The sequence below is a fragment of the Moorena sp. SIO4G3 genome, assembly GCF_010692305.1.
Classification (GTDB): Bacteria; Cyanobacteriota; Cyanobacteriia; order Cyanobacteriales; family Coleofasciculaceae; genus Moorena; species Moorena producens_A.
In genome coordinates this window covers 80,101-97,386 of sequence record NZ_JAAHIG010000023.1, presented here as the reverse complement: position 1 = coordinate 97,386, position 17,286 = coordinate 80,101, and the positions used below count along the sequence as shown (strand labels likewise).

16 protein-coding genes are annotated in these 17,286 nt (G+C 42.5%); 10 read left to right on the top strand and 6 right to left on the bottom strand.

Annotated features, from left to right (window positions below):
- Positions 1-230 precede the first annotated feature (230 nt).
- The 4 genes from F6J99_RS06715 to apcB all read right to left on the bottom strand — a co-directional run bounded on the left by F6J99_RS06715 (position 231) and on the right by apcB (position 2,457).
- Positions 231-806, bottom strand: a complete 576-nt coding sequence (locus F6J99_RS06715; RefSeq protein WP_293112251.1) for a Uma2 family endonuclease — start codon at positions 804-806, stop codon at positions 231-233.
- Positions 781-1,527, bottom strand: a complete 747-nt coding sequence (locus F6J99_RS06710) for an SOS response-associated peptidase (RefSeq protein ID WP_293112250.1) — start codon at positions 1,525-1,527, stop codon at positions 781-783. The genes F6J99_RS06715 and F6J99_RS06710 overlap by 26 nt, the downstream gene beginning before the upstream one ends.
- Before the next feature lie 174 nt (positions 1,528-1,701).
- Positions 1,702-1,932, bottom strand: coding sequence for a hypothetical protein (locus F6J99_RS06705; protein ID WP_293112249.1), 231 nt, complete (start codon positions 1,930-1,932; stop codon positions 1,702-1,704).
- 15 nt (positions 1,933-1,947) lie between these two features.
- The gene (gene apcB, locus F6J99_RS06700; RefSeq protein WP_293101504.1) at positions 1,948-2,457 is read right to left on the bottom strand and encodes an allophycocyanin subunit beta; all 510 of its coding nucleotides are present in this window, start codon (positions 2,455-2,457) and stop codon (positions 1,948-1,950) included.
- Between the two features lie 986 nt (positions 2,458-3,443).
- On the opposite strand from apcB, the gene glnA reads away from it, so the two are divergent.
- The 4 genes from glnA to F6J99_RS06680 all read left to right on the top strand — a co-directional run bounded on the left by glnA (position 3,444) and on the right by F6J99_RS06680 (position 7,622).
- On the top strand, positions 3,444-4,865 hold the full coding sequence (gene glnA, locus F6J99_RS06695) for a type I glutamate--ammonia ligase (protein WP_293112248.1): 1,422 nt from the start codon (positions 3,444-3,446) through the stop codon (positions 4,863-4,865).
- Between the two features lie 200 nt (positions 4,866-5,065).
- The gene (locus tag F6J99_RS06690; protein ID WP_293112247.1) at positions 5,066-5,965 is read left to right on the top strand and encodes a ferritin-like domain-containing protein; all 900 of its coding nucleotides are present in this window, start codon (positions 5,066-5,068) and stop codon (positions 5,963-5,965) included.
- A gap of 262 nt (positions 5,966-6,227) precedes the next feature.
- Positions 6,228-6,731, top strand: coding sequence for a YbjN domain-containing protein (locus tag F6J99_RS06685; RefSeq protein ID WP_070396130.1), 504 nt, complete (start codon positions 6,228-6,230; stop codon positions 6,729-6,731).
- An 81-nt stretch (positions 6,732-6,812) separates the two neighbouring features.
- A complete protein-coding gene (locus F6J99_RS06680) occupies positions 6,813-7,622 on the top strand; it encodes a lipoate--protein ligase family protein (RefSeq protein ID WP_293112246.1) in 810 nt (269 codons plus the stop codon).
- Positions 7,623-7,626: 4 nt separating this feature from the next.
- On the opposite strand, the gene F6J99_RS06675 is transcribed toward F6J99_RS06680, so the two are convergent.
- A complete protein-coding gene (locus F6J99_RS06675) occupies positions 7,627-7,995 on the bottom strand; it encodes a hypothetical protein (protein ID WP_293112245.1) in 369 nt (122 codons plus the stop codon).
- Between the two features lie 214 nt (positions 7,996-8,209).
- Here F6J99_RS06675 and F6J99_RS06670 point away from each other — a divergent pair, with 214 nt between their 5' ends.
- Together F6J99_RS06670 and F6J99_RS06665 are read left to right on the top strand one after the other, a co-directional pair.
- Positions 8,210-9,517 (top strand): response regulator, encoded by a 1,308-nt coding sequence (locus tag F6J99_RS06670; protein WP_293112244.1) that lies wholly within the window; start codon positions 8,210-8,212, stop codon positions 9,515-9,517.
- Positions 9,518-9,834: 317 nt separating this feature from the next.
- Positions 9,835-10,143, top strand: a complete 309-nt coding sequence (locus F6J99_RS06665; RefSeq protein ID WP_293112243.1) for a response regulator — start codon at positions 9,835-9,837, stop codon at positions 10,141-10,143.
- Between the two features lie 175 nt (positions 10,144-10,318).
- On the opposite strand, the gene F6J99_RS06660 is transcribed toward F6J99_RS06665, so the two are convergent.
- Entirely contained in the window at positions 10,319-10,513 is a 195-nt protein-coding gene (locus F6J99_RS06660; RefSeq protein WP_293112242.1) for a hypothetical protein, read from the bottom strand.
- Between the two features lie 341 nt (positions 10,514-10,854).
- Between F6J99_RS06660 and F6J99_RS06655 the strand changes: the two genes are divergently transcribed.
- The 4 genes from F6J99_RS06655 (at position 10,855) to F6J99_RS06640 (ending at position 17,274) form a co-directional block, all read left to right on the top strand.
- Complete coding sequence (locus tag F6J99_RS06655) at positions 10,855-11,334, top strand: MEKHLA domain-containing protein (RefSeq protein ID WP_293112241.1); 480 nt, start codon at positions 10,855-10,857, stop codon at positions 11,332-11,334.
- Between the two features lie 330 nt (positions 11,335-11,664).
- A complete protein-coding gene (locus F6J99_RS06650; protein WP_293112240.1) occupies positions 11,665-11,898 on the top strand; it encodes a hypothetical protein in 234 nt (77 codons plus the stop codon).
- Positions 11,899-12,106: 208 nt separating this feature from the next.
- Positions 12,107-14,923: an ATP-binding protein gene (locus F6J99_RS06645; RefSeq protein WP_293112239.1), complete on the top strand. Its 2,817-nt coding sequence runs from the start codon at positions 12,107-12,109 to the stop codon at positions 14,921-14,923.
- A gap of 212 nt (positions 14,924-15,135) precedes the next feature.
- Entirely contained in the window at positions 15,136-17,274 is a 2,139-nt protein-coding gene (locus F6J99_RS06640) for a CHASE domain-containing protein (protein WP_293112238.1), read from the top strand.
- Positions 17,275-17,286: the final 12 nt, after the last annotated feature.

The window sequence follows — 17,286 nt, the reverse complement described above, 5'->3', positions numbered from 1 at the left end:
GTATTGCAGTAAAAGGCAAAAGGCAAGAGGCAAAAGGCAAGATTGTTAAGAGCTAAGGAGTTTAATTGGATAATAAAAAAACACCTCCTATGTTAACATATAATTTCTAAATGCTATCGAACGAAACTTATATAACCGATTTAACAGTAAATATTGCTTAATTATTGCTCAATTAAAAAATAGTGATGCTCTTAAATAATCGCTACACGAACGCCAAACAAATTTTAGGCTTACCAAAGATAGTTTAAATTTAGGACAAACCCAGACAAAACCTCCTCCCCTGATAAAGTCTTAGGAGACTCCAACACCTCCACCACTTGTCCTGGTCGATAAATTTCCACTTGCGGTACTTGAGGATTGATTAACCAGCCCAGACGTACCCCATTTGCTAGATATTCCTCCATCTTGGCTTGAGTCACCGTTAACCTATCACTTGGAGACATTAATTCTAGAACAAAATCCGGGCAAATCGGTGGAAATTTCTGACGTTGCTCTGGTTTAAGTGAATCCCAGCGTTGTTGTTTAATCCACGCTACATCCGGAGAACGGTCAGCACCATTAGGGAGTTTAAAGCACGTCGATGAATCAAAAACTTTACCTAGCTTAGTTCGTCGATTCCAGATCACAAAATCAGCATTTATTTCTGAATTACGGTTACCAGTTTCTCCGCCAGTAGGTGACATAATAATCACTTCTCCCTTGGCATTGCGCTCAAATTTAATCTCCGGGTTATTTCGACATAACTGATAGAATTGGTCATCGGTCAGTTGGATAATGGAATTAAAATTTACTGTAAAAGCCGTCATGGTGATTTAAAATGTAGGTAGAATGGTAGGGACTATTGGACTTATGATCAATTTCCACAGGGATGATACACTCAGGACTATTATTTCTGACATTATTCACAGTAGTACTAACGGGATAAACACTCATCTTTTCGGCATCATAGGGAATCAGTAGTGGCTGCAATAGCTCCCGTTGACTTACCTGATGATGCAGCCATAAATCATAATCCCTAGGTTCTAATATGACTGGCATCCGATCATGGATCGGACTAATAATGTCATTAGCTACTGTGGTTATAATTGTACAAGAAGCAATTATCTCACCGGCTGGATTTTTCCAACGTTCCCAAAGTCCTGCAAAAGCAAACGGACGCTTATCTTTCCTCTGGAAATACAACGGTTGCTTCTTGCCATTCTGTAGTCGCCACTCATAAAAACCATCCGCTACAACCAAGCAACGCCGACGACGGAATGCACTGCGAAATGCTGGCTTTTCTGCTACCGTTTCTGCTCTAGCATTAATCAGCTTTGCCCCAATTTTAATATCCTTTGCCCAACTAGGAATCAAACCCCAACGTAACAATTGCCATTGTCGCTCGCTATCGTTTGAGGGGTTTAAGACTGTTGCTACCAGCTGAGTAGGGGCAATATTGTACCGAGCCTCTTGGGTTGGTACATCATCTAAATTAAAAGCTCGCCCTAGGCTTACCCCTATAGTTGTCAGGGTGAATCTACCACACATACTGGCTGGACGTGATTTAGTATTTATGTACTATTTTATAAGCCAGTTATCCGTCCTGAGTGCTACAAACCAGCAAGCCTGTATTAAGCGATCGCGTAGCGTGACCTACGGTCAATCGCGTAGCGTGGCCTACGGCCAATCGCAATTAAATCAGCAATTAAATCAGCAATTCAATCATTTGTGGCGGTCGCCTCTGGCAAGTTTGTTAGTTTCCACCCTTCCTAGAGCAACGCCAAAATAATCGATCTTGACAAAATTAGCAATATAATCAGCAATTACCCGATTCCCGATTCCCGATTCCCGATTCCCGATTCCCGATTCCCGATTCCCGATTCCCGATTCCCTGCGCGCAGCACTATAGTACGGGCAACCAGTCTGGTCACCCGTAGAACCGTCAACTGTCAACGAACCATCAATGTCTTAAACATCTGTTTCGCTAAACTCACGATTCATGTGGTCAAAAGGCTGATCAACAAATCCGATATTCCCGATACCAGCTTCTGTTGCCATTGCTTTGACCATATCTTTCATAATCTCAATCCCACGAACCGTTGGAGCGATGGGCACACCTAGGGAATTATAAGTTTCCCGCAACCCTTGTAGAACCCGCTCATCCAAGACATTGGTATCACCAGCAACTAGGGCATAACTAGCATAGCGCAGGTAATAATCCAGATCTCGTAAACAAGCAGCATAACGACGAGTTGTATAAGAATTGCCACCTGGACGCAACAGTTCAGGAACTTCCTCATACAGTTGTGCTGATGCTTGCTTGACAATAGAAGCAGCATTGCCATTGATTAAAGTAGCTACAGCCACCCGAGCGGTGCCAGTTTCAAAGTAAGACTTAAGTGAATCGATGGCATCCCGATCTAGGTAGCGACCTGAGCTATCATAATTCCTAATCAAGTTTGTGACTAGATCCCTCATTAAATTATTCTCCCAACAACAATCTTGATAATTTTGATTTACTATTGGTGTCTTCCCTAGATTTAGGGCTAGAACTCAACAGATACAGAGCGCTACACTATGCACTCCACAGGAGTTAAACAGCAAGTTGAATGTGTGCTCAACTCCAGACGCTATAATCGCCTGGAGCTAAGCGTATACATATCTTTCATCACTAGATTGTACCGTGTTGCTTGTTGCTTTCATCCCTAATCCTCCTATAGGATTGGGCGTTACCCACCATAGATAGGACCTTATAGGGGTGCATCTCATATTTGAAAATGTTCTGTAGGGTGCGTTAGGGGCGGTCACCCTAATTTTCCGCCTCTTCGTGCCTGGTTGCGACAGCCAGCCCCGTAACGCACCACCGGGTCAAACAGGAAAATTGAGATGCACCCCCTTATAGTTGAGCAAGACACTCCCAGAGGGAGGAAACAGGGCAATTAGAACCGACCGACCAAATGCCCCCACTAACACGATTGCCCATATAGAGGGATTTAGCCAAAACCTGCCACTAACCAGAGCCTAGTCTTGCCATGGGCTCCCTTGCTGAGCAGACAAAGACCTTCTCTTGAGCCTTTGTGGGAGCCTGTTTGGCAACCTGACTGAGTCTAGAACTCGAAAATTTAATTTTTTATTCATATGAGATCCGATCATCTTAGGACATTCTGTATTGTTAGATACATAATGTCCTACTTTCTATCCCTAGGATGAGTCAGGAATCAGGGAACTACAACTTTTCACTGTTCAAGGGAAAAGCCAATCAAGATGCTTTTAAGGAAATCGTGCTGCTTGCACCACTCAAAAAAAAGTATCTCCCCGCGAATAACTGACTCGGATGCTTACCCAGTCAGTCCTCGGTTTGGGAAAGCTTCACTGTCGCCAATTTTGGTAGAGTCACTGACTCAAGTAATTTTCTAAGATTGTTTCTTTGTAAACAAACGTAAAGCTGATCAAAGGAGTGATTCATGCCTGAAACCCCACAAGAAGTCTTGAAAATGATTCAAGACGAAAACATAAAAATCATTGACCTTAAATTCATTGATATGCCAGGGATCTGGCAGCACTGCTCGTTTTACCAAGACCAAATAGAAGAGAGTTCCTTTGTCGATGGAGTTCCCTTCGATGGTTCAAGTATTCGGGGTTGGAAAGCAATCAACGAATCTGACATGGCAATGGTTCCTGATCCCAAAACGGCTTGGATCGACCCATTCATGAAAGAACCAACCCTGAGCATGATTTGCAGCATTAAGGAACCGCGTACAGGGGAATGGTACAGCCGCGATCCTCGTAGCATTGCTCAGAAAGCCCTTGACTATCTGATTAGCAGTGAGATTGGGGATACCGCCTTCTTTGGTCCAGAAGCTGAATTCTTTGTGTTTGATGATGTTCGCTTTGACCAAACCGAGAGCCAGTGCTACTACTATGTGGACAGCGTTGAGGGTCGTTGGAATTCTGGTCGAGAAGAAGCAGGTGGTAACCTCGGATATAAGCCTCGCTATAAAGAAGGTTATTTCCCTGTCTCCCCCACAGACACCCTGCAAGACATGCGTACCGAAATGCTGCTCACCATGGCAGAGTGCGGCGTACCCATTGAAAAGCACCACCACGAGGTAGCTACAGGTGGACAGAACGAGTTGGGTTTCCGCTTTGGCACCCTAATTAAGGCTGCTGACGATCTGATGATTTATAAGTATGTCATCAAAAATGTTGCCAAAAAGTATGGCAGAACTGTCACCTTCATGCCCAAACCAATCTTTAATGACAATGGTTCGGGGATGCATACCCACCAATCGATCTGGAAGGATGGGGAACCCTTGTTCTGGGGTGATGGTTACGCCAACCTAAGTAAAATGGCGCTCAATTACATCGGTGGTTTACTCAAGCACGCCCCGGCTCTGTTGGCACTTACCAACCCCAGCACCAACTCCTACAAGCGTCTGGTACCTGGGTTTGAAGCGCCCGTGAACTTAGCTTATTCCCAAGGTAACCGTTCAGCTTCCATCCGCATTCCTCTATCTGGCCCCAATCCCAAGGCCAAGCGGTTAGAGTTCCGTTGCCCTGATGCCACCTGTAACCCCTATCTCGCCTTCGCCGCCATGCTCTGTGCTGGTATTGATGGGATCAAGAACGAGATTGAACCAGGTGAATCTCTGGATGTGGATATTTACGACCTCTCTCCAGAAGAATTGAGCAAAATTCCATCCACCCCCGGTTCTCTAGAGGACGCTCTCGAAGCCTTAGACAAGGATAGTTCCTTCTTGACTGAATCAGGAGTATTCACCCAAGACTTCATTACCAACTGGATTGAATTCAAACTAGACAACGAAGTCAACCCCATGCGGTTGCGGCCTCATCCCTATGAGTTCGCACTCTACTACGATGTCTAGTACTTTGTCAATGGTGAACTAAGACCATTAGCCATCCTCGAGGGTGGCTTCTTTATTTATTTGTAACTCTTGATTAATTAATATTTCAGATCCCTCAGAAGGGAAGTACAACACTGAGCTTCTGTATTATATAGCTAGGTTGCTGCATCGCTTTTCTAGGGAATTTGGGACTAGTATGTGTTAGATACCTGAGAAAATCTATGACAGTTGCATACCCTCACAAATCAAACAATGGCATGGGTGCCCGTGAAATCCTGCCACATGTGGTACGCGATCGCAAACTTCACCTGGTCATGCTCAACCGCTATCGCTACAACGAACAACACAGTTGCCTGGATCTCACGGATTTGGTAGAAAAGCTGGATGGTCAGCCAAAAGAACTCGTGCGGGATCTATCTCATCACATTGCTGACGAAGCTCGTCATGCCATGTGGCTGACTGACCTACTCATGGAACTAGGAGCAGATATTGGTAAGCCCCCTGGAGTATCCTACATCAAGGAATTTGATCGACTAATCGACCAGGAAAGCTATAAACAACAAGGAAAGCTCAACGATGGACTAATCGCTGGTTTGGCAGCGATTAATGTCACCGAAAAACGGGGATGTGAGTACTTCTCAGCTCACATCAAAGCCTTGAAAGAAGCACCGAAAACAGAAGAAAATATTAAGATTCTTAAAACCATTGAACAGATTTTCCCAGAGGAAGTTGGTCATGTCCGTTGGGGGAATCGGTGGTTGGCACAAATTGCCAAGAAAAGCCCAGAACATCGACAGAAGGTAGAACAGGCAAAGTGCCAGTATGTAGCCATTGAACAGGCGGCTTATGAATCTGGTATCGATCTGATGGCAGGTGCTGAACTGCGCCGACTCAATAACTTGCTGGAGGTTGCCAATACCTTGCCAGTGTGGGAACGTCCTCAGTACCTGATCGAGCGCTTACCCCAAACCTTGCTAGCCCCTGAACTGCAAATGACCAGGATTCAGGTAGCACAAAAGGCTTGGCAGCAAGATCCACAAGGGTTTATAGAAAAATTTGTGCCTATGTTTTTGAACGGTCTGAATCAGGTATCTAAAAATCAGCAAAAAGCAGTCTCCTAGAAAATTGTTCAAGCAGTCAGAAGCTGTTCAAGGGCCTTTGTTATTGTTTCGGTCTCTCAAAGGTAAAATCTAAGACAAGGGTTCAAGGAAAAAGGTTAAGGCAAAATCATCTTTTCCCCTTGACCTTTTACTTTTTGCCTGTCTCACCTAATTGCAAGTCTCGACCCTTGATTTAAGAAAATTAATCAACGTGTCAACATGCATAGCTACAGGTGATACTGGGTCTTAGGCAAACCCCAAGACCAGCACAGAGAAATAGATTATGACAAACCCACAGCCGAATCCTGACACTCTATCTAGTCAAGACTTGTCAATGGCAGAAATCGTTGCCAGTGAGTTCAACCAGACTATGACTGCCGTTAACTATGTCGAAAACATTGAAACGGTTATCTCCAGCCTGGAACAAAACAATAGCGCTATGGTAAGCCACAGTGAAGAAGGCTACTTGTGGAAGTTTCAGTACGGTAGCGTGGAAGTATTCGTTCAGCTCACTGGTTCCACAGATGATGACACCTTTACAGCTTGGTCTTCTGTGATGCATCTACCTGCCAAAGACGAGGCAACATTGATGCGCAAGCTCCTGGAAATGAACTGGTATGACACCTTTGAATCCCGCTTTGCTATTGTCGAGGATCAAGTTGTCGTGTTATCCACGCGAACTGTTGCTGAATTGTCCCCAGGGGAAATTTCTCGCGCCATCACCGTGGTAGCCACTATCGCCGATGACAATGATGACTTATTACAAGCTGAGTTTGGTGCGGCCTAAAATCTTCTGATACAAGATGATGTTAGCACACAGGTGAAGGATAAAAGTTAAAACATACCAGTTCGAACAAATCAGCCAACAATGGCATTGTTTAATACTTCAGACTTACCACTTAAGACTTCTGATCGTTCAGACTTACCACTTCAGAGTTCATCCTGGCGTTTAATACCCTTACTACAGGCATCAGGGCGGCTTCAGATGGCCATTGACCAGTGGCTACTAGCCCAGCACCAACGGGGAAAACATCCCCCAGTATTGCGATTTTATACCTGGGCATCACCAACCATCTCTCTTGGCTACCATCAACGCCGTTGGCCTGAGTTCTGGGAACAACTCACTTGGGCATCACAACCAGTAGAGCTGGTAAGGCGTCCCAGTGGTGGTAGAGCTGTGCTACATCAGGGAGATTTGACCTATATGGTGGTTAATTCCGGGTTGACTGGTAAACGTCTTGATGCCTATCACCAAATTTGTGAGTTTTTGATTCAGGGGTGGCGCTCCCTTGGTGTAGAGTTGCACTATGGTTCAGCTGGACGGGGGTATATTCACAATCCCAACTGTTTCGGCACTGCTACTGGTGCCGATTTAGTGTTGGCAGATGGTTCTAAACTGATTGGTAGTGCTCAATTGCGCCGTGGTAATGTGATTTTGCAGCATGGCTCAATTCGCTTAGAACCAGATGCTGGACTGTATACTCACGTGTTTGGGGAAGCGCCCCCTCCCTTTAATCTACCCATGGCTCAACAGGGAGATGCCTTAATAAACATTGTGGTGGATGCCCTAACTCATGCTGCTGCCGATTGTTTTGGTGTGGAGTTGGTAGAGAAGCCTTTATCAAATCAGGAGTGGCAAGAAATTCTGGCTTTGGTAAATAGCCCATCAGATCAATAGTCCATCAGAACAAATCTGGTTGAACACCCATAGTTAAGGCTGATGGGAAAGCAGACAAGCAGAGGTTTTTATCATGGGTAACAATCCAGAAATAATCAGGACTTAAGCAAAAGTAGGTAACAAACTCGCTTATGTCTGAAATTACTCCAAGAAACGACTTGGGAGTGATGACTTGTAAGCTTTGAATCTTGTTCCGAGCCAAATATAATCCTGGCTCGTTTCTCAATCTTTGACAATAACTGCCATAAATCCCACCTCCTGTCAGTATTTTCCCTGAGGGTAAGTTCAAGGTAAGTTTATATAATCCTAAACAAGCACCTTTTTCAGTAATAGCTTCAAGTATGCACCAGCACAGATGAATCAGGTTACCCATTTTTTTTTCCGGCTTAGGGTTTGCTAACTTTAATAAGTTAACTCATTTATCAAAATCAATTGATAATCACTAACTTTGATCTAATTAAAACTCAAAAAGATTTTTTTTTATTTTAATAAATTAAATTAGGATTATACATGGTTAAGGGATAATAAATTATAGATATTTTTAAATTTATGAGTAAATCAATTTGTGTTGATAGGATCCTGAAGCAGTGACATACGATCAAGACAAAAATCTCATCTTAGTTGTAGATGATACACCGACAAATTTATCAGTTATATCCCAGGCTTTGCACAATGCTGGCTTTACGGTTGCTGTGGAAACAGATGGTGAAAGTGCGATTGAACAAGTTAACTATAATCAACCCGATCTAATTCTATTGGACGTAATGATGCCAGGAATTGACGGATTTGAGACTTGCAAAAGACTAAAGGCAAACCCCTCAAATCGAGACATCCCGGTAATTTTCATGACCGCACTGACTGACACAGTTGATAAGGTCAAAGGTCTTTCCATCGGAGCCGTCGATTACATCACCAAACCGTTTCAACAAGACGAGGTATTGGCTAGAGTAAGGATACATCTACAAATAAGAAATTTGACTAGAACTCTTGATGAGCAAAATGCCCGTTTGAAACAAGAAGTTGCGGAACGTGCGGCGGCGGAAACGAGGTTAAGTAAAACTTTCCAACAGCTTAAGGAAGCCCAAGAGCAAATTATTGCCACAGAGAAACTAGCATACCTCGGCACCTTAACTGCAGGGGTTGCCCATGAACTGAGGAATCCTCTCAACTTTGTTAACAATTATGCCGAAGGTTCGATGGAGTTAGCTGAGGAACTCATCGAAGAATTTAAAATACAATTAGAGCATATAGAAACAACAACAGCTAGCTATATCAAAGACACCTTGACAGAACTGCGAGACAATTCTCTCGCTATCAAACGTCATGGTCAAAGAGCCGAGGGCATCATTCAAAGTATGATGCAGCATGCCCGAACTGACAGTACTCAACTCCAACTGACTGACCTCAATACTGTATTAGCCCAAGCTATCCAGTTGGCTTATCACAGTGTTCGTGCCAAGAATCATCAGTTCAATGTCACGATTAAAACTGACTATGATGATTCCATTGGTCAACTGGAGTTGGTGTCTAGTGATATTAGTCGTGCCTTTATTAACATTATCGAAAATGCTTGCTATGCCCTCCAGAGCAAGCAGAAGAACATCGGTGAACCATTTACCCCCATGCTTTGGGTGAAGACATTGCGCTTAAGTGACTCAGTAGAAATTCGGATTGGTGATAATGGTACTGGTATCCCGCCTGAAATTAAGGAGAAGATATTCCATCCTTTCTTTACTACTAAACCTACGGGAGAAGGAACAGGCTTAGGATTATCCTTAACCTATGATATTATCATTGGACAGCATAGAGGAACACTGAATGTGGACACTGAATTGGGAGCTTATACCGAATTTATAATTTGCCTACCCTTAAGGAATTTAGACAGCCGCAACTGAAACTCCTTTGGTTATCAGACATTTACAAACCAGCAAACATAATCAAATAACTTTACTACTATAGACTGTTACTTAGTCAAGGGTTAATGGGAATTATATAGATATATCACGTCCGGTATTTTTAGTAGTGTTCATAATAAACGTTTTTTTTAAATGGCTAATAAGTCATGGCTAATCGGTCATGGCTAATAAGTCATGGCTAATGGCTAATGGGTAAGCATAATTCCAAATTACAAATTTCAAATTCATTATTTTTATTATTACCCATTACCAACTATTCAAACTAAGTGGTAATCCTCAAGGGGAGATAAAATTACATGACATCTGCAAAAAAAATCATCCTTGTTGTGGATGATGAGCTGGAATTAGAACGTCTCATAAAACAGCGACTTAGAAAACGGATCAGAACTCAAGAATTGGACTTTTTATTTGCGCATAATGGCTCTGAAGCGCTCGACATCCTAAAATCTTCAAAACGAATAGATCTGATCTTAACTGATATCAATATGCCTGAGATGGATGGTCTTACTTTGCTAGGGTTTATCCCTGAAGTTGACCCAACACTTAAAGCAGTGGTGGTATCAGCTTATGGGGATATGAAAAATATTAGGACAGCGATGAACTGANTGAGTCCTGTAAGTTCGACCGCCTTACGAAACGGTATTAGTGCCATGACTTAAGTCTACCAAACAATCATAGACTTTGAGATAATCTGTGGCACTTTTATTTAATGTTCACTAACCTCTGGGGAAACCTATAATCCCGCAGTGCGAAACAGAGATAGAGCTTACCACTAGCGTGTTAGTCAGACTCCCTATAGCTAAAGGCTCTACCTACTAATGCGATCGCTAAAATCACAGTTGGAGCCAGGATCCCAATCAACCCATTAACAGATGTAGCGGCAATGGGTACACTGGGAGCAGCATATTTAATAATAACAGAAATTATCGTGGAGAGGATGACGAGTTTGATAATGAAGCTGAGCTGATTATCCATGTTGCCATTGCCGATACTTTTTAGCTACCAAAGTCTACCAAGATAGACATTAGCCCGCCAATGCAAGATGCTTTCACATCCAGGGGGTATCTCCGCGCTTCTCTGACGGAATATCCCGCGAGCGCCATAAAAATGTCAAAAAAGTTGGTTCCACCGTAGGTCGAGAGCGCAACTATTAAACCCTTGGTTTTCGGCTTTAATTTAAGTTACATAATAATCCCTGTCGGTGTTACCCTAATTTAATTCTAACAAATAATAAGAGTTTTTGGTATACTCTGCTACATTTTCTCTAGCTGTTTACTAACCCTAAGGGTGATAAATCTTTGCAAAATAATAAACCGATGAACACTGAGATCCAATTTCCTTGGCAACAAGACGCAGTAATTCGCCAGAGCCAACGTCTAATCAATAGCTTTCATCATTGGACAGGGCGTTCTCTAATCGATACTAGTGGCTCACCTATCGAAATTGCACAGGCACTATTTGAAGCTCCCTTTACGGTCCTCTCTCACAACACTGAATCAGACCCGATTTACAACTATGGCAATCGGAAAGCTTTAGAATTGTGGGAAATGGATTGGAACCAATTCACCCGGATGCCTTCGAGATATTCAGCTGAGCCGATGGAAAGGGAGGAGCGCTTACACCTGCTTAACCAAGTCACAACCCAGGGCTATATTAGCAACTATCAAGGTGTCCGTATTTCTAGCACTGGTAAACGGTTCCAGATTTCAGATGTTATCGTCTGGAATCTCATTGATGAGGAAAATAACTATTGTGGTCAAGGGGCTACGTTTTCCCAGTGGATACCGCTTAATTGAGGATTTCGCCCACTTAAATTGTCTATTTCTTGTCTATTTTTGAGAAAGGGGGAAAACTTCAAAGTTTTCTCCCTTTTTCCTGAGCGCCCCTGCCCCCTTGCCGATTCAATCAAAGAAATCATTTGTAGCATTAATAGTGCTAATTCATAGTGCTAATTCATAGTGCTAATTCATAGTGCTAATTCAGATAAGATGCCTCACAGCTTACTTCCCCTTCTTGCAGTCTCCTCCCCCACTTCGGGTCTCTTCCCAATCTCCATAAATCATCCCCCTACAAGTCTAGCATTTTTCATAGCTATGAGGTACAAATAATTTTTTACCTATTCCCTCTTGTCTGTTCTCTGTTCTCTGTTCTCTGTTCCCTGTTCCCTCTTGTCTGTTCTCTGTTCTCTGTTCCCTGTTCCCTGTTCTCTGTTCTCTGTTCCCTGTTCCCTGTTCCCTGTTCCCTGTTCCCTGTTTCCTGTTCCGTGTTCCCTAAAACCGAGTAATCTGTACCTCACCCAATTGAAAACCCCTATACAACGCCGTTATTTGGGTCGGATTAGCCGGGAACTCTATATGTAACTGGCCTCACAGAAGTCCATATTGTTCAATGAGTATAACCCTAAATGATTACAGCTCCAGGCTATCCCCATCACTGAGTCCATCGAATCTAGCACTACAACCCTACTTGGTATTGCCTATTGGTGCCATGATTTAGCCAAGTCTTACCTAAAGACCTTCCTGATCTTGATCACTCATCAAACCGAAAGCCATATTGGGAATGAAAACTATGACAAAATCCAGGCTTGTCGGCCAAACTAGATTCCCCAAACCATTGGTTTGGACAGTGATTTTTATCTGCATTTTACCCTATCTTCTGCATCAATTAGGGGTTGATTTTAGTACCCATCAGGAACTGTTTGACCTCTCGGCAGCCTCTGAATTGGAACCCCATGAACTTCATGATGCCATGCACTCCGTCCTGTCCGGAAGTTTTGTACACACACTCCTGGAGTGGAGTGCTGTCTGTACGGCTGTTTTTACGGTTTGCTTAGCCTTCACAAACTATAGTATCACCAAAGACCCAATCGTTCCTATCATCGGCCTATCACTTTTTTTTGCTGGTGTGATGGATACCTTTAATACTGTGGCTGCTGAGCACTTAATTGATGCTGTCGCCGATAATCGGAATTTAATTCCATTTACCTGGACACTCTGTCGGCTTTTCAATGCACTAATCCTGATTCTAGGAACTAGCCTTTTCTCAAGGAGAAGCTGGGTAGAAAAAAACCAAACCAGCAGCTTGGGTTTTGTCATTATTGTCAGCTTGGGGTTTGGGTTGATTGCCTATGGCATAATTCACATCTGTGCAACCAGCGAGCTTCTGCCGGAAACAACATTTCCCAACTCCATTATCCCCCGACCATGGGACATCCTGCCATTGCTTCTGTTTATTGCTGCTGGCATTTTTATTTACCCAAGCTTTCACCAACGGTATCCCAGTCTGTTCTCTTACTCCTTAATTGTGAGTACTATTCCCGATACAGTCGCCCAACTCCACATGGCTTTTGGTTCACAAGCACTCTTCGACAGTCATTTCCATATCGCCCATTTCCTCAAAATTATTGCCTACCTGATCTCCCTAGTAGGATTAATACTGGATTATCAGCGTACCTATTGTACACTAGAACATGTCAATAAACGTCTGGTATTAGAGATTGCTAAACAACAAGAAACAGAGGAAAAACTGCAAAGGTCATTCAAAGAATTATCAGATTTAAAGTATGCTTTATATCAAGGTTCAATCCTAGCTATTACTGACCAAAAAGGGGTAATTACGGATGTCAATGATCGGTTCTGTCATATCTCTAAATATTCTAGAGAAGAACTGATTGGACAAAGCCATCTATTGATCAATTCCAATTACCACCCCAAGGAATTCTTCCGAAACCTCTGGTCAATTATTGCTAGTGGTCAAGTTTGGCAGGGAGAAATTAAGAATCAAGCGAAAGATGGCACCTATTACTGGGTCGATACCACCATTGTACCGTTCTTGGATGATAGAGACAAACCTTACCAGTATTTGGCGATCAGAACCGATATTAGCGATCGCAAACAAGCTGAGGAAGACCTCAAACAGGCAAAAGAAGCAGCCGTTCGCGCTGCGGCGCAAAGCGCAGTGGCCAACCGTGCCAAAAGCGAATTTCTCGCCAACATGAGCCATGAACTCCGCACCCCTCTCAATGGCATCCTCGGTTACACCCAAATCCTGAAACGCTCCAAAACCTTGTCTGATCAGTCTCTCAAGGGGATTGACATTATCGATCAATGTGGTGATCATCTGCTCACCCTAATTAATGACATTTTAGACCTGTCCAAAATTGAAGCTGGTAAAATGGAACTCTACCGGACAGATTTTCATTTTTCGTCTTTTCTTCAGAACCTGATTGACATCTGCGAAATCCGAGTTCAAAACAAGGACATTTTGTTTACTTACCAACCCCTTTCTGAACTTCCCACCGGCATACACGCTGATGAAAAACGCCTGCGACAAGTGCTGATTAACTTACTGGGTAATGGGATTAAGTTTACTGACACTGGAGACGTTAAGTTGACAGTAAGTGTCCTTAAACCCAGGAAAAAGGAGAATGAACACATGACCAATAGCCAAGAACTGTTAACAACAATTCGATTTAAAATTGAAGACACGGGTATTGGCATGAGTCCGGAACAAATCGAACGAATCTTTTTGCCTTTCGAGCAAGTGGGGAATCCCTTAAATAAAGCACAAGGGACCGGATTGGGATTAGCCATTACTCAGAAACTGGTTCAGATGATGGGGTCTAAGTTAGAAGTAAGCAGCCAGTTGGGCATTGGCACTGTGTTTTGGTTCGATTTGCAGTTAAAAGAAACCACAGCTGCATCCAAACCCATGACTCCTCAAAGAGGGATTATTGGCTTCAAAGGTCAGCCACCCACAATTCTGGTGGTGGATGATAAACAAGAAAATCGCTGGGTGATTGTAAATCTGCTGGCTCCCCTGGGATTTGAACTAGTGGAGGCTAGCAGTGGTCAAGAGGGTTTAGAGGAAGCCACAGCATTTCCACCAGACCTGATTATCACTGACTTGTTGATGCCACAGATGGATGGCTTTGAGATGATCCGACAGTTGCGACAATCCCCCCAATTGCACTCAAAAGTAGTGATTGCGTCTTCGGCTAGTGTATTTGACACTGACAAGGAAAAAAGTAGTGAGGCTGGAGCGGATGATTTTTTGCCCAAACCAGTAGAGGCAGAAAAGCTACTAGAGATGTTACAAGTGCATCTGAAACTGGAATGGATTTATCAAGCAAGGCAGGAAGGAGGAAGTAGGAAGAAGAAAAACATCTCATCTCAAACCCTAGAGATTGTGACTCCTCCAGTCGAGAAACTTTCCCAACTTTACGATCTGGCTAGGGCAGGGTTAATCAATGACCTTTTAAAACAAATCGATAACCTAGAAAAATCCGATCCAAACACTAGTGATTTTGTACAACATATCCGTGAATTAGCTCAAAATTTTCAGTTGAAAAAAATTAGAAATTTTATTAAAGACTATATTCAGTGAATTCAGACTATGCCTTTTTTATTTCATAACAAGTTATCTTTAGCCTATTTTTTAGATTTCAGATAATGACTAATTACAAACAGTAAATTTGATGTCACAAGTGACTAATTAAAGGTGATTTTATGAATAATAAAAAACTAATTAATACGATAATAAATCTCCAAAAAACAGTCCATTATCTGCCCCTAGCAATCACTATTTTTACAGGGGTTATGTTTTCCCTACTAACGTTCATGGGAACTTGGAATTTGGAAAACAAAACCATCGAAAAAGAGTTTGAACAAGATGCCAAGGATATTGTTTCCTTGCTCCAAAGAAGCCTTGAAAAAAATCTACAACAACTGGAATCGATTGTTGGGGTCTATGCTGCCTCCGAAAAAGTGACTCGTCAGGAATTTCGGACGTTTGTCAAGCCTTACTTGTCAAATCATTCAGATATTCAAGCCCTAGAGTGGATTCCTTGGGTACCCCATGAGCAACGATCCGCTTACGAACAAGCTGCCAAACAAGAGGGTTTTCCTAACTTTAAAATTACAGAAAATAATCCTCAGGGAGAGCTGATTAAGGCTAAACCCAGAGAAGAATATTTTCCGGTCTATTTTGTTGAGCCATACCACGATAATGAGACAATGTTGGGATTTGACCTAGCCTCGAATTCTCTAAGTTTGGAAGCTTTGGAATTATCACGGGATAGTGGCAAAGCGATCGCAACTGCACCGATGACATTAATGCATAAAAACACCCAGCACCAACTAGGATTCCTAATTTTATGGCCAATTTATCGACAAAATACACCTACTAATTCAGTTATATCCCGTCGCCAAAATCTGGAAGGTTTTGCCTCAAGTGCGTTTTTGATTGGAGACATTGTAGACAGGGCTTTAAAGTATCGACAACCGAGGGGGATTGATGTTTATCTGTTTCACGAATCTGCGCCAACAGAGGAGCGATTGCTCTATACCTATTCATCTAGTACACCCAAAGCATCAAAGGACTTGAAGGACGAAAACCTTGCTACCCTCAGAAATGGGTTACACCATACTGTAATTCTTGATGTCTCAGGACAGAAATGGTTGATTCTGTCTAAGCCCAATTCCGAATATATAGCGAGTCGAAGAACCTGGTATCCCTGGACTGTTTCCTTGGGGGGACTATTACTGACCATATTGCTAGCTATCTATATTAGCGATCGCATTTCAGCAGTAGCAGCACTGGTGGAGAGTGAAAGACAGCTAGAACAGCGAGTTGAGCAACGGACAGTGGAACTCCAGAAAGCCAAAGAAGCAGCAGTTCGGGCAGCAGTGGAAAGTGAAGCTGCTAACCGTGCTAAAAGTATATTTCTTGCCAACATCAGCCACGAAGTCCGCACTCCCCTCAACGGTATTTTGGGTTACGCTCAAATCCTGAAAAAATCAACTAGTCTAACTGCTAACGACAAGAAAGGTATTGATATTATCGAGCAGTGCGGCTCTAATCTGCTCAGCCTGATCAATGAGATTTTAGACCTCTGTACAATTGAAGCTGATCAATTAGAACTCCACCCCCAAACGGTTGATTTTGGTACCTTCTTGAAAGACATCGTGGCAATTTGTCAGGTCAAAGCAGAACAAAAGGGTATTTCCTATAGTTACCAAGCGACTTCTCGACTACCTAGAGCAATTACTGTTGACGAAAAACGCTTGCGACAAGTGCTGATTAATTTACTCGACAATGGCATTAAATTTACTGAAACAGGGGGAGTAGCCTTTAAGGTTAGTGTCCTTGAATCAAGGAAAAATGCTAAAGATGAAATAACAAATAAACTCCAACAGATTACCACTATTCGCTTTGAAGTAAAAGATACCGGTATTGGGATGAATAGCGAGCAATTATCTCAACTATTTTTGCCCTTTGAAAAGCTAGAAAATATCTCTGGTTATGTGGAAGGGACTGGACTGGGTTTAGCAATTACCCATAAACTAGTCAAGATGATGGGAGGTGACATTAATGTCGAGAGCAAACCAGGCAAAGGTAGTATTTTTACTATAGATTTAGACGTACCAACTTATCCAGAATACCATGAAATAAATTTTCAAAAAAATCAGCAAAAAGTTGTTGAATGTCAAGACCAAAAAAAACATAATCATAAAAACATATCACTTCAAACAACACAAATTGTTAGTCCTCCAAAAGAAAAACTAGTTTACCTCTACGATCTGGCTATGTCAGGCTTAATCAATGACCTTTTAGAGGAAGTCGATGAGCTAGAAAAAAATGATGATATATTTATACCCTTTTCCCAAGCTATCCGTCAATTATCCGAAAAATTTCAAATAAAAAAAATTAGAGAATTCATCAAACAATACCTGTAAAGTAATTAGATA

What these genes read in the sequence shown, in the direction of transcription:
- F6J99_RS06715 (WP_293112251.1), bottom strand. Translation starts at nt 806, where the DNA reads ATGACGGCTTTTACAGTAAATTTTAATTCCATTATCCAACTGACCGAT.
- F6J99_RS06710 (WP_293112250.1), bottom strand. Translation starts at nt 1,527, where the DNA reads ATGTGTGGTAGATTCACCCTGACAACTATAGGGGTAAGCCTAGGGCGA.
- apcB (WP_293101504.1), bottom strand. Translation starts at nt 2,457, where the DNA reads ATGAGGGATCTAGTCACAAACTTGATTAGGAATTATGATAGCTCAGGT.
- glnA (WP_293112248.1), top strand. Translation starts at nt 3,444, where the DNA reads ATGCCTGAAACCCCACAAGAAGTCTTGAAAATGATTCAAGACGAAAAC.
- F6J99_RS06690 (WP_293112247.1), top strand. Translation starts at nt 5,066, where the DNA reads ATGACAGTTGCATACCCTCACAAATCAAACAATGGCATGGGTGCCCGT.
- F6J99_RS06685 (WP_070396130.1), top strand. Translation starts at nt 6,228, where the DNA reads ATGACAAACCCACAGCCGAATCCTGACACTCTATCTAGTCAAGACTTG.
- F6J99_RS06680 (WP_293112246.1), top strand. Translation starts at nt 6,813, where the DNA reads ATGGCATTGTTTAATACTTCAGACTTACCACTTAAGACTTCTGATCGT.
- F6J99_RS06675 (WP_293112245.1), bottom strand. Translation starts at nt 7,995, where the DNA reads ATGGGTAACCTGATTCATCTGTGCTGGTGCATACTTGAAGCTATTACT.
- F6J99_RS06665 (WP_293112243.1), top strand. Translation starts at nt 9,835, where the DNA reads ATGACATCTGCAAAAAAAATCATCCTTGTTGTGGATGATGAGCTGGAA.
- F6J99_RS06660 (WP_293112242.1), bottom strand. Translation starts at nt 10,513, where the DNA reads ATGGATAATCAGCTCAGCTTCATTATCAAACTCGTCATCCTCTCCACG.
- F6J99_RS06655 (WP_293112241.1), top strand. Translation starts at nt 10,855, where the DNA reads ATGAACACTGAGATCCAATTTCCTTGGCAACAAGACGCAGTAATTCGC.
- F6J99_RS06645 (WP_293112239.1), top strand. Translation starts at nt 12,107, where the DNA reads ATGACAAAATCCAGGCTTGTCGGCCAAACTAGATTCCCCAAACCATTG.
- F6J99_RS06640 (WP_293112238.1), top strand. Translation starts at nt 15,136, where the DNA reads ATGTTTTCCCTACTAACGTTCATGGGAACTTGGAATTTGGAAAACAAA.